We start from the raw sequence: 17,086 nt of genomic DNA, 5'->3' as shown, positions 1-17,086 counted from the left end.
GTTCGTGGTTCCGCAGCCGTGGGCGTCAGTTGGCCGACGCCACGTCGGCCGACGTCTCGACCTGACCCGGCCCGCCCTGCGCCGGCACGCTCGCCGTAGCCCCGTCACCGGGCGCCCGACGTACGTCGATCACCTGGCCGGTCAGGTCGGAGATCAGCACGTCCAGGGACGACTGGGCGACGGCCTCCGCGGCGAGCAGCGTGTGCTCCGGCTCCTCGCCGAAGGCCCGCGTCCGCATCGGGGTGGCGGTCCGCTCCGGGTTGATGCAGTTGACGCGTACGCCGACGTCGGCCCACTCGTCGGCGAGCGCCTGGGTGAGGTTGACCAGGGCGGCCTTGGTGGCCGAGTAGAGGGCGTAGCGGGCCCGCCCCCGGGTGTAGGAGCTGGAGGTGTAGAGCAGCAACTGGCCCTTGGTCTGTTGCAGGTAGGGCAGCGCCTGGCGGGCGATGGTCACCGGGCCGACGAAGTTGACCTGGAGCACCCGGTCCATGGTCTCCTCGTCCATCTCGGCGAGTTCGCCCCGCTCCAGGATCCCGGCGGTGACCACCACGTGGTCGATCCGACCGGTGGCCTCGAACGCGGTCGTCAGCGCGGCCTCGACGTCCTCGGCCCGCTCCACGTGGGTGCCGGTGCTGGAACGGCTGAACGGGAAGACCTGGGCGCCGAAGCGACGGGCCAGCTCGGTCAACTCGTGGCCGATGCCGTAGCTGCCGCCGAACACCACGATGGTGCGGCCGGTCAGCTCCTCGCTGTAGCTGCGGTGGTCGGTCAGCCGGGGTGCCTGCGCCGCGGCGAGCTGGAAGAGCTTGTCGGCCAGGTGCACGTCGACCGGGTGGGTGACCTTGATGTTCTCGTCCGAACCGTCGATCACCTTGATCGGGGTGCCGGGCAGGTAGCGCAGCACCACACCGCAGTCGTCGGTGGCGGCGAAGTTCGGGTCACCCTCGGCGATCCGGTACGCCTCACGGATGGTGGGGGAGCGGAACGCCTGCGGGGTCTGCCCCCGGCGCAGCCGGGACCGCACCGGGATGTCGGTGATGCAGTCGTTGTCGTCCACCTGGATGATCGTGTCCGCGGAGGGGATGGCCACGTCCACGGCGTCGTAGGTCCAGAGGGCGTTGACGCACTCACGCACGATCCGGCCGCTGAGCAGCGGGCGTACCGCGTCGTGGAAGAGGATGTTGCAGTCCTCCGGGCCGACCGCGTCCAGGGCGATCCGGGTGGTGGCGTTGCGGGTGTCGCCACCCTCGATCACCTTGGTGACCTTGCGCAGGCCGGCCTTGTCGACGATCTGCTGGGCGTCATCGACGTGACCGGACGCCATCAGCACGATGATCTCGTCGATCTCGGGTGCCGCCTCGAAGACCGCCAGGGTGTGCTCGATGATCGGCTTACCGGCGATCTTCAGCAGCTGCTTCGGGATGCCGAGGCCCAGCCGGGTCCCGGTGCCGCCGGCCAGAACCACGGCCACCGTCCGCGAGGGCCGCCATGGCGTCGGGGTCTCCGCTGCGGCGTCCGGGCCAGTGGTCTGGTCCTGCGTCATTGCCGGATCCTCACTCTCAGGGATGCGTTAACGGAAAGTTCCGCCCGAGCGGCGACGGGATGAACCTTAACGCGCGGACCGCGCCGCCCCAACGCGGGCGACGCGGTCCGTGGCGTCGTGTCGATGCCGAGGCGCTACTTGCTGTTCGCGTACGCCTCGTAGGCCCGGACGACCTCGTCGGTGGGGCCGTCCATCCGCAGGACGCCCGATTCCAGCCAGATCGTCCGCTCGCAGGTGTCCCGTACGGAGGAGAGCTGGTGGCTGACCAGGAACACAGTGCCCGCGCCCTCGCGCAACTCCCGCACCCGCTGCTCGCTGCGCTTGCGGAAACCCTTGTCGCCGGTGGCGAGCGCCTCGTCGATGAGCAGCACGTCGTGCTTCTTGGCCGCGGCGATGGAGAACCGTAGCCGGGCCGCCATGCCGGAGGAGTACGTCCGCATCGGCAGGCTGGCGAAGTCGCCCCGCTCGTTGATACCGGAGAACTCGATGATGCCCGCGGCCTGCCGGGCGACGTCGTCGGGATGCATGCCCATGGCCAGGCAACCGAGGGTGACGTTGCGCTCGCCGGAGAGGTCGTTGAGCAGGGCGGCGTTCACGCCCAGCAGCGACGGCTGCCCCTGGGTGTAGATCGCGCCCCGGTTGACCGGCAGCAGCCCGGCGATGGCCCGCAGGATGGTGGACTTGCCGGAGCCGTTGGTGCCGATCAGCCCGATCGCCTCACCCCGGTACGCGGTGAAGGAGATTCCCTTGACCGCGTGCACCTCCCGGATGTTCGGCGCGGAGGTGCGCTTGACCAGTCGGCGCAGCGCGGCGACCGGTGTGGTGCCACCGCCGGCGCCCTGGTGCACCCGGTAGATGATGTGCGCGTCGTCGACCACGACGGTCGGGATGCGCTCCTGCGTCGGGGTCATCGTCGCGGTCGCCTCGATGGGCGTGTCGAAGTGCTCAGCCACGGCCGTACTCCTGTTCCCCGCGCCAGAAGTAGATGAACCCGCCGATCCCGGCGACCAGGGCCCACCCGGCGCCGACCAGCCAGAGCTGGGTCAGCGACTCGTTGAGCAGCGGTGCCTCCTCGAGCAGCGCGTACCGCGCCAGCTCGATGTAGACCAGCAGCGGGTTGTACTGCACGACCGTCGTCGCCCAGGCCGGCAGCCGCTCGAACAGGCTGACGCTGTAGAGGACGCCGGAGCCGTACATCCAGGTGCGCAGGACGAACGGCATGACCTGCTTGAGGTCGCTCGCCTTGGAGCCCATCCGGGCCACCAGCAGCACCACGCCGGCGTTGAACACCGCCTGCAGGAACAGGGCCGGTATCAGCAGCAACCACTCCAGTGTGATCGGCTCGCCGGTGACCAGCACGATGCCGATCAACACCACCATCGAGGCCAGCAGTTGCTGGAACTGCGTCAGCGTGGTGGACAGCGGCAGGCTGGCCCGGGGGAAGTGCAGCGCCCGGATCAGCCCCAGGTTGCTGCTGATCGCCTGGGTGCCGGTCAGGACCGCGCTCTGGGTGAAGTTGAAGATGAACAGCCCGGTGGTCAGGTAGGCGATGTAGTTCGGCATGTCGTTCTGTGCCAGCACCACCCCGAAGATCAGGTAGTAGACCGCCGCGTTGGTGAGCGGGGTGAGCACCTGCCAGAGCTGACCCAGCTTGGCGTTGCTGTACGAGGCGACCAGCTTGGCGTTGGCGTACGCGGCGATGAAGTGGCGGTACGCCCATAGTCGGCGGCTGTACTCGACGACGCTGGGGCGCTCACCGGCGACCCGTAGCCCGTGTCGAGCGGCCAGCTGCGCCTGGGTCAGGCCCGTGTCGGGGTCGACCAGCGCGGTGGTGGCCATGGAAATGGCGCTCCGATCTCTGTGCAGACGGGGTGGCTCGCGACGATGGGATCCTAGTGGGAGATGTGCGCGGGGCGCCGCCTCGTCGCTGCGTGGACAGTAGTCCGAAACACGTCGGGACGCAACCGTATCGTCGTTGCGTTACGCTGGTCCCCGTGACCTGCGATAAGAGCCCTGGATGACGACCGAGAAGAGGCGGGCCCCGGCCGGAGCGGCGGTGCTGCGCGACGAGATCACCGCGGCGATCCGGCGTGCGTTGATGCAGGAGCTCGCCGCCGTCGGCTACGGCCGGCTCTCCATCGAGGCGGTGGCCCGGCGGGCCGGCGTCAGCAAGACGGCGATCTACCGGCGGTGGAGCTCGAAGCTCGACCTGGTGTTGGAGATCGTCGCCGCGGCGGCACACGGCAAACTCCCGGCGCTGGACACCGGCACCCTGCGCGGTGACCTCGCCCTGCTGTTCCAGGCCGTGGCGCACGCGCTGCGGCACCCGCTGGCGTCGCAGATCATCCCGGACCTGCTGGCCGAGGCCGCCCGCAACCCGAGCATCGACGAGACCCTGCGTCGGGTGCTGCACGCGCGCCAACAGGAGATCGGCGGTCGCCTGGTCACCCGCGCGGTGCAGCGCGGCGAGCTGCCCGCCGACACCGACCCGGACGCGGCGATCGACCTGATCGTCGGCCCGCTCTACTGGCGGCTCGCCATCGCCCGACTGCCGCTCACCGACAGCTACCTCGACAACCTGGTCGAATCAGTGGCCGCCGGGCTCGGCGCCGACAGCGTCCTGCCCCGACCCCGGCCGGCCCCGATCCCGGGTTGACCAGGCGTCCGACACTCGGTCGCCCGCAGCATCGGTCTGCCTGTCCGATTCCGCTACGCTGCCCCCTTGACACCCGGCTGTCACCACGCCGAAAACCCTGATCCGCCTGACGAGTAAGGACGCCCGTGGCCAACGTCGACAGCATCGCCGTAGCGCCCGCCGATTCGGATCCGACGCCCGGGGCCGAGCAGGCAACCCGGCCCGCCGACAGTCGCGCCCTGGCGTCCCGGGTACGCGCACTGGTGGCCGACGCCCCGGCGCTGCTCACCGACGGGGCGGTGATGGCGTTCGCACTCTTCACAGTGCTCTACCACGCGGCCTTCCTGGGCGACCTGCGCCCGTCGGTGACCTTCCGGATCTGGCTGGTCGCCTGCGTACTGCTCGCGGTGGTGGCCCTCGTCCGTCGCCGTCGCCGTTCGGCCGCCGCCACGGCACCCGCCACCACCGCTGCCGGCGAGCCGAGCGAGCCGGCCGTGGAGCGGCCCGCCGTCGACCGCCGCCTGCTGATCGGGGTGCTGGTCGCCGCCGCCGTCGCGGCAGTCTCCGCCGGTGTGGCCGGGACCGGGGTCAGCCTCACGTGGTGGATTCCGGCGGTCGCCGGTCTGCTCGCCGCGGTCGGCGGGATCCTGCTCCTCCGCCGGGCCTGGCTCGACGGTCCGGTCCCCAACCCGGCCGCCCCGGCGCCCACCGCAGCGCAGTCGACGTACGCGCTGGTCATCTCGGTGCTGGTCGGAATCTCCTCGTTCTTCATGGCCCGCAACACCCCGGACGACGTGTACTACGTCGGCAAGTCGGTCTGGATCGCCGAGCGTGACCTGGTCCCGCTCAACGACTTCCTGTTCTCCGAGAACGTCCTGCCGGCCATGGGCTCGCAGCCGCCGATCCCCTCGATCGAGGTCTTCGACGGTGCGTTCGCCAACGTCGTCGGCATCCACGCCAGCTCGGCCCTCTGGTACGTGCTGCTGCCGATCATGGCGGTGCTCGCCGCGCTCGCCCTCTGGCGGCTGACGCACCGGTGGGCCCCGCGTCGCCCGGTGCTTGCCTTCACCGTGGCCATCGCCTACCTGTACCTCGTCGCCGGCGGCGACGCCGCGCTGGGCACGTTCCACCTTCCTCGGCTACACGAGGGCAAGGGCATGTTCGTCTCGGCGGTCATCCCGCTGATGTGGCTCTACCTGACCGAGTGGTTCGACAACCGGTCGCGGCGCAGCCTGGTGCTCATCGTGGCGCTCTCGATCACCGCGATCGGCCTCACCAACACCGCGGCGATCATCCTGCCGATGCTGGTGGGCGCCGCCGGCTTCGCCATGCTCCTGGTCGGGCGCTGGAAGGCCGCCATCGTCGCCGCGGTCGCCGCTCTCGCGTACCCGATCGGCTCACTGGTGGTCTCGCGGCTGCTGCTTGGCGGGATGGCCGCGGAGGGCGCGGACGACGCCTTCTACAACGCGGCCTCCACCTACCGGCGGACGCTGTTGTTCGGCGTGGTCGGGGTGATCAGCGGTCTGGCGCTGTGGTGCGGGCCACTGCTCGCCCGTCGGCGCACCCCGGCGCTGCTCATCGCCGGCGCCACCCTGGCGCTGAGTGTGATGTTCGTACCCGGCGTGCTGGAGCTGATAAGCGCGTTGAGCGGCATCTCGGTAGTGCTCTGGCGCGTGCCGTGGCTGCTCGCCCTGCCGACGCTGATCGGTCTGCTCTGTACCGTGCGCGTGCCGGCGCCGACACCGGCGCTGCGGCGCGCGGCGGCCGGCGGGGTCGCGGTGCTGCTGGTTGCCGCGTTCGCCCTGTTCGCGACTCCGATGTGGTCGCCGAAGAGCTGGGTCGAGGTGCACGAGCGGCCCACCTGGAAGCTTCCGCAGCAGCGTCAGAAGATCGCGTTCTGGATCAAGGAGTTGGACCGCCCGGAGGGCATGCTGCTGGCCCCGAAGGTGATCATGCGCACCACGCCGATCGTCACCAGCGAGGTCCGGGTCGTCCTGCCCCGCGACTTCTACCTCGTCGAGTACGACCTCAACTCGCAGTTCGCCAAGGACCGGTTGCTGCTCGCCGGCTTCGCCGACGGCGTCAGCGCCCCGGCGCCGGCCGAGCTGGCGCCCGCGCTGGACCGCCTCGACGTGGGCACCATCTGCGTCTACAAGGGCAACCAGTACGCGCGCGACACCGCGCCGCAGCTCGGCTACCAGGAGTTCGCCGCGCGCAAGGCGCCCGGGGCGATGATCTGCTTCCGGCGGGTCGCCTGAGCGGATCCCTGTCGAGCAGCCCGACCCAGGGATGGGTCGGGCGCACCCAGGCGCGGAGCTTTGCCCGAAATGGTGCCGGATACCCGAGTGACGCTCGGGCGTCCCCTCGCGTTAAGGTCGCAGTCACGCGCAGGCGGCTGCGGTCGACCCGCCGCGCGACGGGGGAGTGGCGTCGATCCATTCACGGGCACAGCCCGCAACGAAATCTTGTAGGGAGCGAACTCGTTTGTTCGGCACGTTGACAGGACGCCTCGGAGTGGCCGCCCACAGTGCCCTGCTGGTGGTGGCCTACCTCGTCATGCTCGTCGGTGGTGTATTCGGCTGGATCGGTCTGTTCGCTGTCGCAGGGCTCGCCGCCGTCATCGGCGAGTTCGCCGTCGCCCGCTGGTCGCCGTCGTCGCACCTGCTGCTGGAGAAGGTGGGCCTGCACTGGTCGTACCGGCAGCTCACCCGGGACCTCGCGGCCGTTCTGCTCGTCGCCGCCGAGGTGCGGCTCAGCGGCGGGGAGCTGACCCTGTTGCTGGCGCTGCCGGCTGCGGTGTGGGTCGTGTCCGTTTTCGCCGGCGCGCTCTCCGTCATGATCGAGCGTCGTAACCCGCTCTCCGCGATGGTGCGCAACATCGATCTGGGCGACCTGCGCTCCGCGAACCAACTGCCGGCCTGGGTGGCGGCGGTCACCGGTGACCGGATGCCCCTGCTCAACCTGCTGCTCGTTCCGGCCGCCGTGGTCGCCGCGGTGCGGCACGACCCGACGCCGTTCTTCGTCGCCGCCGCAGTGGCGGTCGTGATGACCGGTGTGGTGGGTGCCATCACCGCTCTGACCTGGTTGCGAGGCCGGGGTCAGGGCGCCGGGCAGGGTGTGGTGCTGCCCGCCGTCCAGCGGTGGATGGACACCTACCGACCCGAGGTGGCGCTCTACTTCGCAGGCCCGGCCAAGGACGTCTACCAGGCCAACATGTGGCTCGCTCCGACCGAGGCGCTCCACCAGCGCGCGGTGGTGCTGATGCGCAGCCGCGACGCGTTCCTGGAACTGGCCGACACCCGGCTGCCGGTGATCTGCGTACCGGCCGGTGTCGACTTCATGAACCTCGACCTTCGCGGCATCCGCGCGGCGCTGTACGCCGCGAACGTCGGCGCGAACATCCACATGCTTCGCGAGCCCACCACGAAGCACGTCTTCGTCGGGCACGGTGACAGCGACAAGCAGGCCAGCGTCAACCCCTACAGCAAGGTGTACGACGAGGTCTGGGTCGCCGGGCTGGCGGGGCGGGAGCGGTACGCCCGGGCCGGCGTGGGGGTGCTCGACTCGGACATCGTTGAGATCGGCCGGCCGCAGCTCGCCGGGGTGCACACCTTCGGCGCCGAGTCGGTGGACCGGCCGTTCACAGTGCTCTACGCCCCCACCTGGGAGGGTTGGCTCGACGACGACCCGTACCACACCTCGCTGGTGCTGATGGGTGAGCGGATCGTCAAGGGGCTGCTGGCCACGAACCCTCGGCTGCGACTGGTCTACAAGCCGCACCCGCTCACCGGGTCGCGGTCCAACAAGGCCAGGGCCGCACACGAGCGGATCGTCGCGGCCATCCGCGCCGCCGGCGGCAACGCGGACGCGTCCTCCTTGGACGGCACCGCGCACCTGGTGGTGACCGGTCGTACGCCGGCGTTGTTCGACTGCTTCAACCAGACCGACCTGCTGATCAGCGACGTGTCCAGCGTGGTCTCCGACTTCGTGCAGAGTCAGCGCCCGTACGTGGTGGCAAACCCGGCCGGTCTGTCCGAGGACGAGTTCCGCCGGGATTACCCGACGGCCCGGGCCGCGTACCTGCTCTCGAAGGACTGCGGTGAGCTGGAGAAGATCGTGTCGGTGACGCGGGCCGGCGACGACCCGATGACCGAGGCCCGGCGGGAGCTGAAGACCTACCTGCTCGGCCCCGCCGAGGCGAACCCGATGGACCGGTTCCAGGAGGAGATCAGCCGGCTCTGCCGCTGAGTCCGCACGGATGGCGTTGCGCGCCCGGCCCGACACCTGTCGGGCCGGGCGCGACCGTGTCAGCCCAACAGGGTGGCCACCGCCTCGGCGACCGGGGTGTCCGCGGGCAACGCCTGCGCCGCCACCACCGCGGCGACCGGCAGCGGACCGTACACATGCGGGAAGAGCTGCCCACCGCGCGACGGCTCCCACCGCAACGCGTCGCCCAGCCGGTCCTCCGCCACGCTCAGCAGCGTCAGCCCGGTCACGCCGGCGAAGTGTCGCCGCGCCGTCTCCACGACCTGGTCGCCGCCGGAGAGGTGGATGAAACCGTCCTGCCGGTCCAGGGCGGAGCCGGTGAAGGCGCCGGCGGCGAGGGCGTCGTCCCACTCCGTGCTGGACAGCAGTTTGTAGATCACTTCGTTAGCCTACGGCGCTGCCGTGGGCGCGCCGAGCCGGTTTCCCCGGTACCGCCGCGCTCGTCACCTCCCGCCGGGCATGCTCAGGTCAAGGCCGCGGAGGGGATGGGCGATGCAGAGCTACGACGACGACTGGACCGACAGCCAGCGCGCGCTGTACGACGAGTGTTACCGGGCTGGCGGCGAGTGGGCCGAGGACCCGGACACTCCGTCCGACGACGTCCAGCACGTGATCAACCTGGCTGAGGCGGACGACGACGCCTTCCAGGATGCCGAGATCGACTATCCGCCCCTGGTCGACGCGGTCACCCAGGCCAGCGGTGTCAACGTCACGAGCGTGCCAGCCAGCCACGAGGACCCGGGCTTCCGTGGTTTCACCGACGGCGTCCGGGACGCCACCGCCGACGACGTCTTCGGTTTGTAGCGGGTAGGCGGCCTCCCGCTCCGCGCCCCCTTCTGCCACCATTCGCAGAACGGTTGCGACGGACGGAGGCACGGGTGCGGATCCTGCTGGTGGAGGACGACCGCCGGGTCGCCGGTGCGCTCTCCTCCGCCCTGACCCGCCGTGGATACGAGGTGGAGCACGCGGCCACGGTCGCGGCCGCGCTCTCCGCAGCCCCGTGTGACCTGGTGTTGCTCGATCTGACCCTGCCCGACGGCGACGGTACGGACCTGTGCCGCGAGCTGCGCCGCCGCAGCAGCCAGCTCGGCATCATCGCGGTGACCGCGCGGGGTGAGGAGCGGGACCGGGTGCTCGGTCTGCGCCTCGGCGCGGATGACTACGTCGTCAAGCCGTTCTCGATGGTGGAGTTGCAGGCCCGGATCGAGGCGGTGCTGCGCCGGGCCGCCAACGCCGCGCCGGAGCGACACCTCATCGAGGCCGGGTCGGTTCGCATCGACGTGGCTGCCCGGACGGTGACCGTGGACGGCCGCGCCGTCACCCTGACCCGCAAGGAGTTCGACGTCCTGCTCTCGCTGGCCCGCCAGCCCGGGGTGGCGGTGCCGCGCGATCGCATCCTGCTCGACGCGTGGGGCACCACCTGGGCCGATCGGCACACGGTCGAGGTGCACGTCGGGTCGCTGCGCGGCAAGCTCGGTGACGCCCGCCTGGTGGAGACCGTCCGCGGCGTCGGCTATCGACTGCGTGACGCGTGAGGGGCTGACGTGCGCCGCCGACTGGTGATCAGCTACCTGCTGCTGATGGTGCTCGTCCTCATCGCGTTGGAGACACCGCTCGCCGCCACCATGGCCAGCCGGGAGACCGAACGGGTCCGCGCCGACCGGCTCGCCGACGCCACCCGGTTCGCCTCGCTGGCCGGCCCGGCGTTGCGCGACGGGGGGCCGGGCCCGATCGAGTCGGAGCTGAACAGCTACGACAACCTGTACGCGATCGGCGTCGCGGTCGTCGACCGGGACCGGAGCACCCCGGTCTCGTCGCCGAGGTGGCAGCCCAGCCCGGGGACGGCGATGGTTCTGGACATCGCGTTGTCCGGGCAGCAGACCAGCGCGCCCGAGTCGGTCTGGCCCTGGACGACCGACCCGGTGGTGGTGGCCGCGCCGATCAACGACGGCGGTGAGGTGCTCGGCGCGGTGGTGATCGCGTCGCCGTCCGGCCCGATCCGCCGAGCTGTCGCCGCGTGGTGGCTGCTGCTCGCCCTGGCCGGTCTGCTCGCCGTGCTAGCCTGCGTGCTCACCGCGTTCGGGCTGGCCGGTTGGGTGCTGCGCCCGGTCACCGAACTGGACGCGGTCACCCACGAGATCGCCGAGGGCGATCGGGGCGCCCGGGTGCAGCACCGCCTGGGCCCTCCGGAGCTACGCCGGCTCGCGACCAGTTTCAACCACATGGCCGACGTGGTGTCCGACGTGATGGACCGGCAACGCGCCTTCGTCGCGCACGCCAGCCACCAACTGCGCAACCCGCTCACCGCGCTGCGGCTGCGGGTGGAGGAGCTGGGCCCCAGCCTCACCGACCCCGACGGCCGGTCCGAGCACCAGCTGGCCCTGGAGGAGACCGACCGACTGGCGTTGGTACTCGACGCCCTGCTCACCCTCGCCCGGGCCGAACGGGAGGAGAACGAGCGGGTCACCGTGGACGCCGCCGCGGTGGCAGCCTCCCGGGTGTCCGCGTGGGCGCCGCTGGCCCGGCACCGGTCGGTCGCGTTGCGGTTGGCTACGAGCGACGCCCCGGCGTACGCCCAGACCGTGCCGACAGCCGTCGACCAGGCGCTGGACGCGTTGATCGACAACGCGGTGAAGTTCAGCGGGGCCGGCGGGGCGGTGACGGTGACCGTCGATCGCCGCGACGACGGGGTGTCCCTGGAGGTGCGTGACTCCGGCCCTGGCATGACCGAGAGTCAGCTCCGCCAGGCGACCGAGCGGTTCTGGCGAGCGCCGGACGCGCAGAACGTGGACGGCGCGGGGCTGGGCCTCACCATCGCCGCCGTGCTGGTGGACGCCTCCGACGGGCGGCTCACCATGCGCCCGGGGGAGTCGCGCGGCCTGGTCGCCGCCCTGTGGTTCCCGGCGGCGGAGCCCGACCCGGCGGCGGAGCCCGTGGACGAGGAACCGCCCGCCGACCTGCGGCCCGCCCCGGCGCGCTGAGGGCGGGTCGTCAGGGCTTGGCCGCCCGGTACCAGTCGGCGGCCCCGGGGTGCAGCGACAGCGGCGCGGTGACGATCGCCGAGCGGGGGCTCATCCGTCCCGCCGCCGGATGTGCGGCGGCCAGTTCGGCACGGCGTTCCATCAACAGCCTGGTCACCTCCCGGACCAACTGCTCCGGCAGGTTGGCCCGGACGATGAGGTAGTTCGGGTCGGCGACAGTGGTCACCGCGTCCACCCCGTACACCGAGCGGGGGATGTCCCGGGAGACGTAGACCTGGCCGTAGCGGTCGCGCAGCGGCTCGGTCCACTCGCTGAGGTCCACGATCCGGGTGGCGCTGCGCCAGGCCAACTCCTCGATGCCCCGCACCGGCAACCCGCCGGAGAAGAAGAACGCGTCGATGCGCCCGGACCGCAACGCCGCCACCGAGTCGTCCAGCCCGAGCCGCTCCCGACGGATCTCGTCGCCGCCGAGGCGGGCCACCTCCAGCAGCCGGGTCGCGGTGATCTCGGTGCCCGAGCCGGGTGCGCCGACGGAGACGCGACGGCCGCGCAGGTCGGCGACCGTGCGGACCGGGCCGCCGCCCGTGGTGACCAGGTGCAGTTGGTCGTCGTACACCCGGGCGATGGCCTCGACCGTCGGGTTCTCCGCCATGGTGGTGGGCAGCACGTCGGCCTGGGTGAAGCCCAGCTCGGCCGCGCCCGAACCGACCAGTTGGACGTTCTCCGCCGACGCGGCGGTGATCACCACGCTGGCCCGCACGTCGGGCAGGTCCCGGTTGAGGATGGCCGCCAGGGACTGCCCGAACGCGTAGTAGACGGCGGTGGGGCTGCCGGTGGCGATCCGGATCGTCGTCGGCGCGGTCGGGGCGTCCCGGCATCCGGCGGCCAGGGCCGCGGTCAGCAGCACCGTCAACAGGGCCGCCCACCCGGCGCGGTGGCGTCCGGGCCTGCGGGACAAGGTACGACTCACGCGGTGCACTGTGCGCCGTCGGGCCCGTGCGCGCAAGCCCTCCGTCGGTGCGCCGGGCGGGATCAGTAGGGCGGGCGTCCTGCCGTCGCCGTGGCCACGGCCCGAGTCGACGGCGGGGCCGTGCCGCGCGGCGTCGCTGGCCCGCGCGCCGGCTCCAGGGCAGCGCTACTCAGGATCCGCGCCCGGTCCGGGCCGTCGTTCACGCTGACCAGGAAGCAGCCGGTGCCGGGGCGGAGCCGGGCCGGCACGTCCAGCACCGCCGCGCTCCGGATCAGCACCGCGGCCAGCTCCCGGTCGGTGAGCCGCACGCCGAGGATGTGCCGGCGGACGTGCCGCCCGGCGGCCAGCAGCGCCGAGCGCCAGGCCGCCGCCGAGAGCCGGGTGGCCAACCGTCGGCGCGCCGGCGAGGCCCCGGGCAGCGGCCCGCCGAGCAGCTCACGCCGCCCCTGCCACCAACCCGCGTCCACCACCCGGGTGTACGCGCCCCGGTGTTCCTGGGGCACCCACAGCCGATGCAGCTCGTAGCGGCGGCGTAGACCTCCGACGGCGACCTCGTGGGTGACCGGGATGTCCAGCCGGGCGAGCAGTTGCCGCATCCGTTGTGCCGCGTCCTCCCGGTTGAACTCCACCCCCGACGCGTACGCCGGGAGTGCTGTGCTCGACCGGGCGGTGGCCGGGGGCGGCGTGCAGCGCAGCAGGCAGGCGGCCTCGAACGCGTCGCCCAGGGTCAGCCAGTCCATCGGAGACGGCAGCGCCGGAGGGCGGGGCCGGTCGAGCACTGCGGGTTCGGAGGTCAACGGAGGCTCCCTCGTCGGAGTCTGGGTGTCCCTACCGTGGCCCCTGCGCCCCCGTTACGGAACTGCTCCGGCCCAGCCTTGAGCAAATCTTGCGGCTGCCGACCCGTCAGAGGTCGGTGACCACCACATCCACCTGCCGTGCCCGCCCGCGCGCGGGGGTCTGCTCCACGACCGTGTGTTTCAACTCCCGCAACGCGCCGACCAGTTCGGTGGCGGTGCGCGGTCGAGCGCCGGCGACGAGGAGGTCACGCACCAGACGTCCCTTGGTCGCCTTGTTGAAGTGGCTGACCACCGAGCGGACCGGGACGCCGTCGACCTCCCGCTCGTGCAGCACCCGCACGGTGACCGTCCGCTCGGCCAGCTTCCCGCGCGGCGTCCAGGTGGCCGCGTACGCGCCGGAGCGCAGATCCAGCACCGGGCCGTTGCCTGCGGCGGCGTCCAGCACCGGCGCCAGCTCGGCGCGCCAGTACGCCGACAGCGCCCCCACGTCCGGCAGGCGAGCGCCGATCGGGCAGCGGTACGGGGGGATCCGGTCGGCCAGCCGGACCACGCCCCACAACCCGGAGCTGATCATGATCGACCGGCGGGCCGCCCGCTGCGCCGTGGCCGGCAGCGAGGCCAGGTCCAACGCCTCGTAGAGCACCCCGGTGTAGAGCCGTTCGGCAGGCGCGGTGGCTGCCTCCCGCAGTCGGGCGTTGCGGCGCAGTTCGCCGAGCTGACCCTCGCTGAGCCCGAGCGCCGCCCGCGCGGCTTCCGCGTCCGGCCCGGCGCAGAGCGCCACCAGCGCGTCCAGCACCCGCTCCCGGGCCGGGTTCAGCTCGGGCAGCGACATCCGGTCCGGGGACCAGCGCCGTCCGGTGCCGGCGTCGGCCTTCCCCTCGGAGGGCGGCAGCAGGATGAGCATGGGTCTCCTCGGGCGGTGCAACGGCGGCGGCCCGGCCAGCGTACGACCCGCCACTACCGCCAGGGGCGCACCGGGGTGTCGGGGTGGTACACGCGATACCCACCGACCTCGCGCACCGGTGCGGCATCGCCCCGGTCGGCGAGCAGCCGGCGCAGCCTCCGGTCCATCGGCGAGTCGACCTCCGTCACGTAACCCGGCCGATCGGCCCGACCGACCTGCCGCCAGTACGGCAGGTAGCGGTTCTGCCCGGGGGACAGGTCGCCGTCGAGCACCCCGCAGACCACCGTCTCGTCCGTGTTGAAGATCAACCGGTTGCAGGTCCAGTAGTCCCCGTACACCTGGTGGGGGCCGTTGGCCCGCAGCGCGGCGGCCAACTCCCGGGCCTGGCGCTCCTCGGTCCGGGACGCCGCCGTGCCGGTTGCCGCGAAGAGCACCGTGATCAGCAGCGCGGTCGCGGTCAGGGCGGCCAGCACGGCGGTGGACAGCGCCCCGGCGAGCCGTCCGAGCGCGCCGACAGTGCCCCGCCAACAGGCGACCGCCACCACCCAGAGCGGCCAGAGCACCGCAGGCAGCGACAGTTGCAGCACCGACAGGTACCGGGCGTTGTCCAGCGGGCTGGTCGCGGCGAGCGGGCTGCGGACGTACGACAACAGGGTCAACGCGGCACCGACGACCAGCGCGAGCTGCACGACCGGCCCGACCCGCGCCCCGCGCGGCCCCGCAGCCGCCCGGTCAGCCTGCTCCTCGCGCGGCCGGGCCGCCCGGCGGTAGGCGAGCGCGGCGAACACCGCGCCGGCCAGCAGCAGCACCGGATACAGCACCCCGAACCACTGTTGCCACCGACCGCAGCCGTCCACCGGGCAGAGCCCGTGTGCCAGCGGCACCCCCTCCAGCAGCCCGCCCCGGATCCGGTCGGACCACGGCGGCAGCGGCCCGGCCTTGGTGCTGATCTCCCGGAACACCGACAGCGAGTCGTCACCGGGCCCGGCCCGCAGGTTGTCGACGATCATCGGTGCCACGCCGACGGCGACCCCGGCCACCAGCAGCAGACCGGACCAGCCGAGCAGTTCCCGCCGCGCCGCCCAGACCAGGGCCAGCCCGGCCACCGCCAGGTACGGCAGGATCAGCCAGTCCGACCAGAGGGCCAGCCCGACGAGCAGGCCGAACGCGGTGACGGCGAGTCGTCGGCGGCGGATCGTGCCGGCGGCCAACCCCACAGTGATCAGCAGCATCAACAGCACCGCCGGCTTCACCTCGGGCCGACCGCCGACCACGGTGAGCTGGTCGCGCACCACCCGCTCGCCTCCGAGTACGAGCAGGCCGACGACGAAGGTGGCGAACCAGGGTGTGCAGATCCGGCGGGTCAACCGGTGGATCAGATAGAGGAACAGCGCGTACAGCGCGAGCATCGGCAACCGCAGCACCGGCCAGCTCGGCCCGGCCACCGCCACCAGGGGCGCCGCCAGGTACGACTCCACCATCCCCATGTAGTGCTGGCCGTAGAGGAAGACCGGGCGTTCCCGGCCCTGCCCGATGTGCAGCGCGGCAAGGCCGAACGTGGCCTCGTCGCTGTTCGACACCGGCACCGTGAACAGGGTCAGGACCAGTCGGTAGACCACACCGGCCACCCCGAACAGCAGCGCGACGAGCGCCGGCCGGTCGAGTCGCGGACGCCATCGCCCACGGTGCTGCTCTGGTTGCGACACGACCAACGCCCCCGTCGTCGTCCCGACCGGAGTGTTTCACGTTCCGTCGGGCCGCCGAGGTGGATCAGCACAGTCGGAGGCCACTCGCGTGGCCGCGGCTGTCGCCGTGTGGCAGGGTTGGCGCGTGCCACCCACTCCCGCCGGCCAGCTGGCCGTTCCGAACCTGCACCGGGCTGCGCGGATCGAGGACGCCGTTCACCAGCTCGTGCAGCGTCGGCTGCGGCGCACCGGCTGGCGGGTCAACATCGTCGCGTACACCGGCTACGGCGCTCCGGGCTGGGTACGGGTGATGTGCCGGGTGCTGCTGGGACGCCCGGACACCCGCCAGCGGGGTCGACTGGACAAGGTCCGCGGCTGGCGCAGCTTCACCACGCTGCCCAACAAGCACGTCACGGTGACCATCGAGGCGGGCGGGGTGCGGCACGAGACCCAGGCGGACCGCAGCGGCTTCGTCGACACACTCGTCGAGGCCGACCTGCCGCCCGGCTGGGGCACCGTCCGCCTCAGCGTCCCGGACGCCGAACCCGTCGACGCGCCGGTGCGCATCCTCGACCCGGAGGTCAAGTTCGGCATCCTCTCCGACATCGACGACACGGTGATGGTCACCGCGCTGCCCCGACCGCTGCTCGCCGCCTGGAACACGTTCGTGCTCGACGAACACGCCCGAGCCGCCGTACCCGGCATGGCGGTGCTCTACGAGCGGCTGGTCACCGCGCACCCGGGCGCGCCGGTCTTCTACCTCTCCACCGGCGCGTGGAACGTGGCACCCACCCTGACCCGCTTCCTGTCCCGGCACCTCTACCCGGCCGGGCCGCTGCTGCTCACCGACTGGGGCCCGACCGCCGACCGCTGGTTCCGCAGCGGCATGGAACACAAGCGGTCCACCCTGGCCCGGTTGGCCAAGGAGTTCCCCGACGTGCGCTGGCTGCTCGTCGGCGACGACGGCCAGCACGACCAGGAGATCTACCGGGAGTTCGCCGCCGCCCACCCGGAGAACGTCGCCGGGGTGGCGATCCGCCGCCTCTCCCCGACGCAGTCGGTGCTGGCCGGCACCCTGCCCGCCCCGGCCGGACGCCCCTCGTCGGGGCCGGTGGGGCAGAAGTGGCTGTCCGCGCCGGACGGCGCCGGCCTGTGGCAACTGCTCCGCGACGCCGGCCTGGTCTGACGCGGATTCCTGCGGGATGCCGCACTGATCAAGTGATGAAAAGTAGGTCAGAAACGACCCTGGCACCTACTTCTCATCACTTGATCAAGGTGAGTGCATCGTTGGCCGTTGTCGGGTGG

At 72.0% G+C, this 17,086-nt stretch carries 15 protein-coding genes; 7 read left to right on the top strand and 8 right to left on the bottom strand.

The window, feature by feature from the left end; translation table 11 throughout:
• Positions 1 to 25 precede the first annotated feature (25 nt).
• From FHU34_RS23995 to FHU34_RS23985, 3 genes are all read right to left on the bottom strand, one after another.
• Positions 26 to 1,543 carry a bifunctional cytidylyltransferase/SDR family oxidoreductase gene (locus tag FHU34_RS23995; RefSeq protein WP_145784279.1) on the bottom strand — a complete coding sequence of 506 codons (1,518 nt, stop codon included), beginning with the start codon at positions 1,541 to 1,543 and terminating at the stop codon, positions 26 to 28.
• A gap of 134 nt (positions 1,544 to 1,677) precedes the next feature.
• Entirely contained in the window at positions 1,678 to 2,454 is a 777-nt protein-coding gene (locus tag FHU34_RS23990; RefSeq protein ID WP_088991800.1) for an ABC transporter ATP-binding protein, read from the bottom strand.
• Positions 2,455 to 2,488: 34 nt separating this feature from the next.
• Entirely contained in the window at positions 2,489 to 3,382 is an 894-nt protein-coding gene (locus FHU34_RS23985) for an ABC transporter permease (protein WP_145784277.1), read from the bottom strand.
• Positions 3,383 to 3,560: 178 nt separating this feature from the next.
• Here FHU34_RS23985 and FHU34_RS23980 point away from each other — a divergent pair, with 178 nt between their 5' ends.
• The 3 genes from FHU34_RS23980 (at position 3,561) to FHU34_RS23970 (ending at position 8,426) form a co-directional block, all read left to right on the top strand.
• Complete coding sequence (locus tag FHU34_RS23980) at positions 3,561 to 4,199, top strand: TetR/AcrR family transcriptional regulator (RefSeq protein WP_145784275.1); 639 nt, start codon at positions 3,561 to 3,563, stop codon at positions 4,197 to 4,199.
• Between the two features lie 125 nt (positions 4,200 to 4,324).
• A complete protein-coding gene (locus FHU34_RS23975; protein WP_145784273.1) occupies positions 4,325 to 6,436 on the top strand; it encodes a DUF6077 domain-containing protein in 2,112 nt (703 codons plus the stop codon).
• A gap of 226 nt (positions 6,437 to 6,662) precedes the next feature.
• Positions 6,663 to 8,426 (top strand): CDP-glycerol glycerophosphotransferase family protein, encoded by a 1,764-nt coding sequence (locus FHU34_RS23970; protein WP_208745063.1) that lies wholly within the window; start codon positions 6,663 to 6,665, stop codon positions 8,424 to 8,426.
• 59 nt (positions 8,427 to 8,485) lie between these two features.
• Here FHU34_RS23970 and FHU34_RS23965 read toward each other — a convergent pair whose 3' ends face one another.
• Positions 8,486 to 8,824, bottom strand: coding sequence for a DUF952 domain-containing protein (locus FHU34_RS23965; RefSeq protein WP_145784268.1), 339 nt, complete (start codon positions 8,822 to 8,824; stop codon positions 8,486 to 8,488).
• A 112-nt stretch (positions 8,825 to 8,936) separates the two neighbouring features.
• Here FHU34_RS23965 and FHU34_RS23960 point away from each other — a divergent pair, with 112 nt between their 5' ends.
• From FHU34_RS23960 to FHU34_RS23950, 3 genes are all read left to right on the top strand, one after another.
• On the top strand, positions 8,937 to 9,248 hold the full coding sequence (locus FHU34_RS23960) for a hypothetical protein (RefSeq protein WP_088947217.1): 312 nt from the start codon (positions 8,937 to 8,939) through the stop codon (positions 9,246 to 9,248).
• A 74-nt stretch (positions 9,249 to 9,322) separates the two neighbouring features.
• The gene (locus FHU34_RS23955) at positions 9,323 to 9,979 is read left to right on the top strand and encodes a response regulator transcription factor (RefSeq protein WP_088990531.1); all 657 of its coding nucleotides are present in this window, start codon (positions 9,323 to 9,325) and stop codon (positions 9,977 to 9,979) included.
• A gap of 9 nt (positions 9,980 to 9,988) precedes the next feature.
• Positions 9,989 to 11,425 (top strand): sensor histidine kinase, encoded by a 1,437-nt coding sequence (locus FHU34_RS23950; protein ID WP_145784264.1) that lies wholly within the window; start codon positions 9,989 to 9,991, stop codon positions 11,423 to 11,425.
• Positions 11,426 to 11,435: 10 nt separating this feature from the next.
• Here the strand turns inward: FHU34_RS23950 and FHU34_RS23945 are convergent, their stop codons facing one another.
• The 4 genes from FHU34_RS23945 to FHU34_RS23930 all read right to left on the bottom strand — a co-directional run bounded on the left by FHU34_RS23945 (position 11,436) and on the right by FHU34_RS23930 (position 15,802).
• On the bottom strand, positions 11,436 to 12,383 hold the full coding sequence (locus tag FHU34_RS23945; protein WP_145785774.1) for a TAXI family TRAP transporter solute-binding subunit: 948 nt from the start codon (positions 12,381 to 12,383) through the stop codon (positions 11,436 to 11,438).
• A 74-nt stretch (positions 12,384 to 12,457) separates the two neighbouring features.
• Positions 12,458 to 13,135, bottom strand: coding sequence for a hypothetical protein (locus FHU34_RS23940; protein WP_244312002.1), 678 nt, complete (start codon positions 13,133 to 13,135; stop codon positions 12,458 to 12,460).
• A 163-nt stretch (positions 13,136 to 13,298) separates the two neighbouring features.
• The gene (yaaA, locus tag FHU34_RS23935) at positions 13,299 to 14,096 is read right to left on the bottom strand and encodes a peroxide stress protein YaaA (RefSeq protein ID WP_145784259.1); all 798 of its coding nucleotides are present in this window, start codon (positions 14,094 to 14,096) and stop codon (positions 13,299 to 13,301) included.
• A 53-nt stretch (positions 14,097 to 14,149) separates the two neighbouring features.
• On the bottom strand, positions 14,150 to 15,802 hold the full coding sequence (locus FHU34_RS23930) for an ArnT family glycosyltransferase (protein ID WP_145784256.1): 1,653 nt from the start codon (positions 15,800 to 15,802) through the stop codon (positions 14,150 to 14,152).
• 124 nt (positions 15,803 to 15,926) lie between these two features.
• On the opposite strand from FHU34_RS23930, the gene FHU34_RS23925 reads away from it, so the two are divergent.
• Entirely contained in the window at positions 15,927 to 16,967 is a 1,041-nt protein-coding gene (locus FHU34_RS23925) for an App1 family protein (protein ID WP_145784254.1), read from the top strand.
• Positions 16,968 to 17,086: the final 119 nt, after the last annotated feature.

This window comes from Micromonospora taraxaci, assembly GCF_007830095.1.
GTDB lineage: Bacteria > Actinomycetota > Actinomycetes > Mycobacteriales > Micromonosporaceae > Micromonospora > Micromonospora taraxaci.
This window is presented reverse-complemented; position numbering and strand designations above follow the sequence as displayed.

Bases quoted from the DNA above. Each gene is read 5' to 3' on its own strand.
- FHU34_RS23990 (WP_088991800.1), bottom strand. From the start codon at position 2,454: ATGACCCCGACGCAGGAGCGCATCCCGACCGTCGTGGTCGACGACGCG.
- FHU34_RS23960 (WP_088947217.1), top strand. From the start codon at position 8,937: ATGCAGAGCTACGACGACGACTGGACCGACAGCCAGCGCGCGCTGTAC.
- yaaA (WP_145784259.1), bottom strand. From the start codon at position 14,096: ATGCTCATCCTGCTGCCGCCCTCCGAGGGGAAGGCCGACGCCGGCACC.
- FHU34_RS23995 (WP_145784279.1), bottom strand. From the start codon at position 1,543: ATGACGCAGGACCAGACCACTGGCCCGGACGCCGCAGCGGAGACCCCG.
- FHU34_RS23940 (WP_244312002.1), bottom strand. From the start codon at position 13,135: ATGGACTGGCTGACCCTGGGCGACGCGTTCGAGGCCGCCTGCCTGCTG.
- FHU34_RS23980 (WP_145784275.1), top strand. From the start codon at position 3,561: ATGACGACCGAGAAGAGGCGGGCCCCGGCCGGAGCGGCGGTGCTGCGC.
- FHU34_RS23985 (WP_145784277.1), bottom strand. From the start codon at position 3,382: ATGGCCACCACCGCGCTGGTCGACCCCGACACGGGCCTGACCCAGGCG.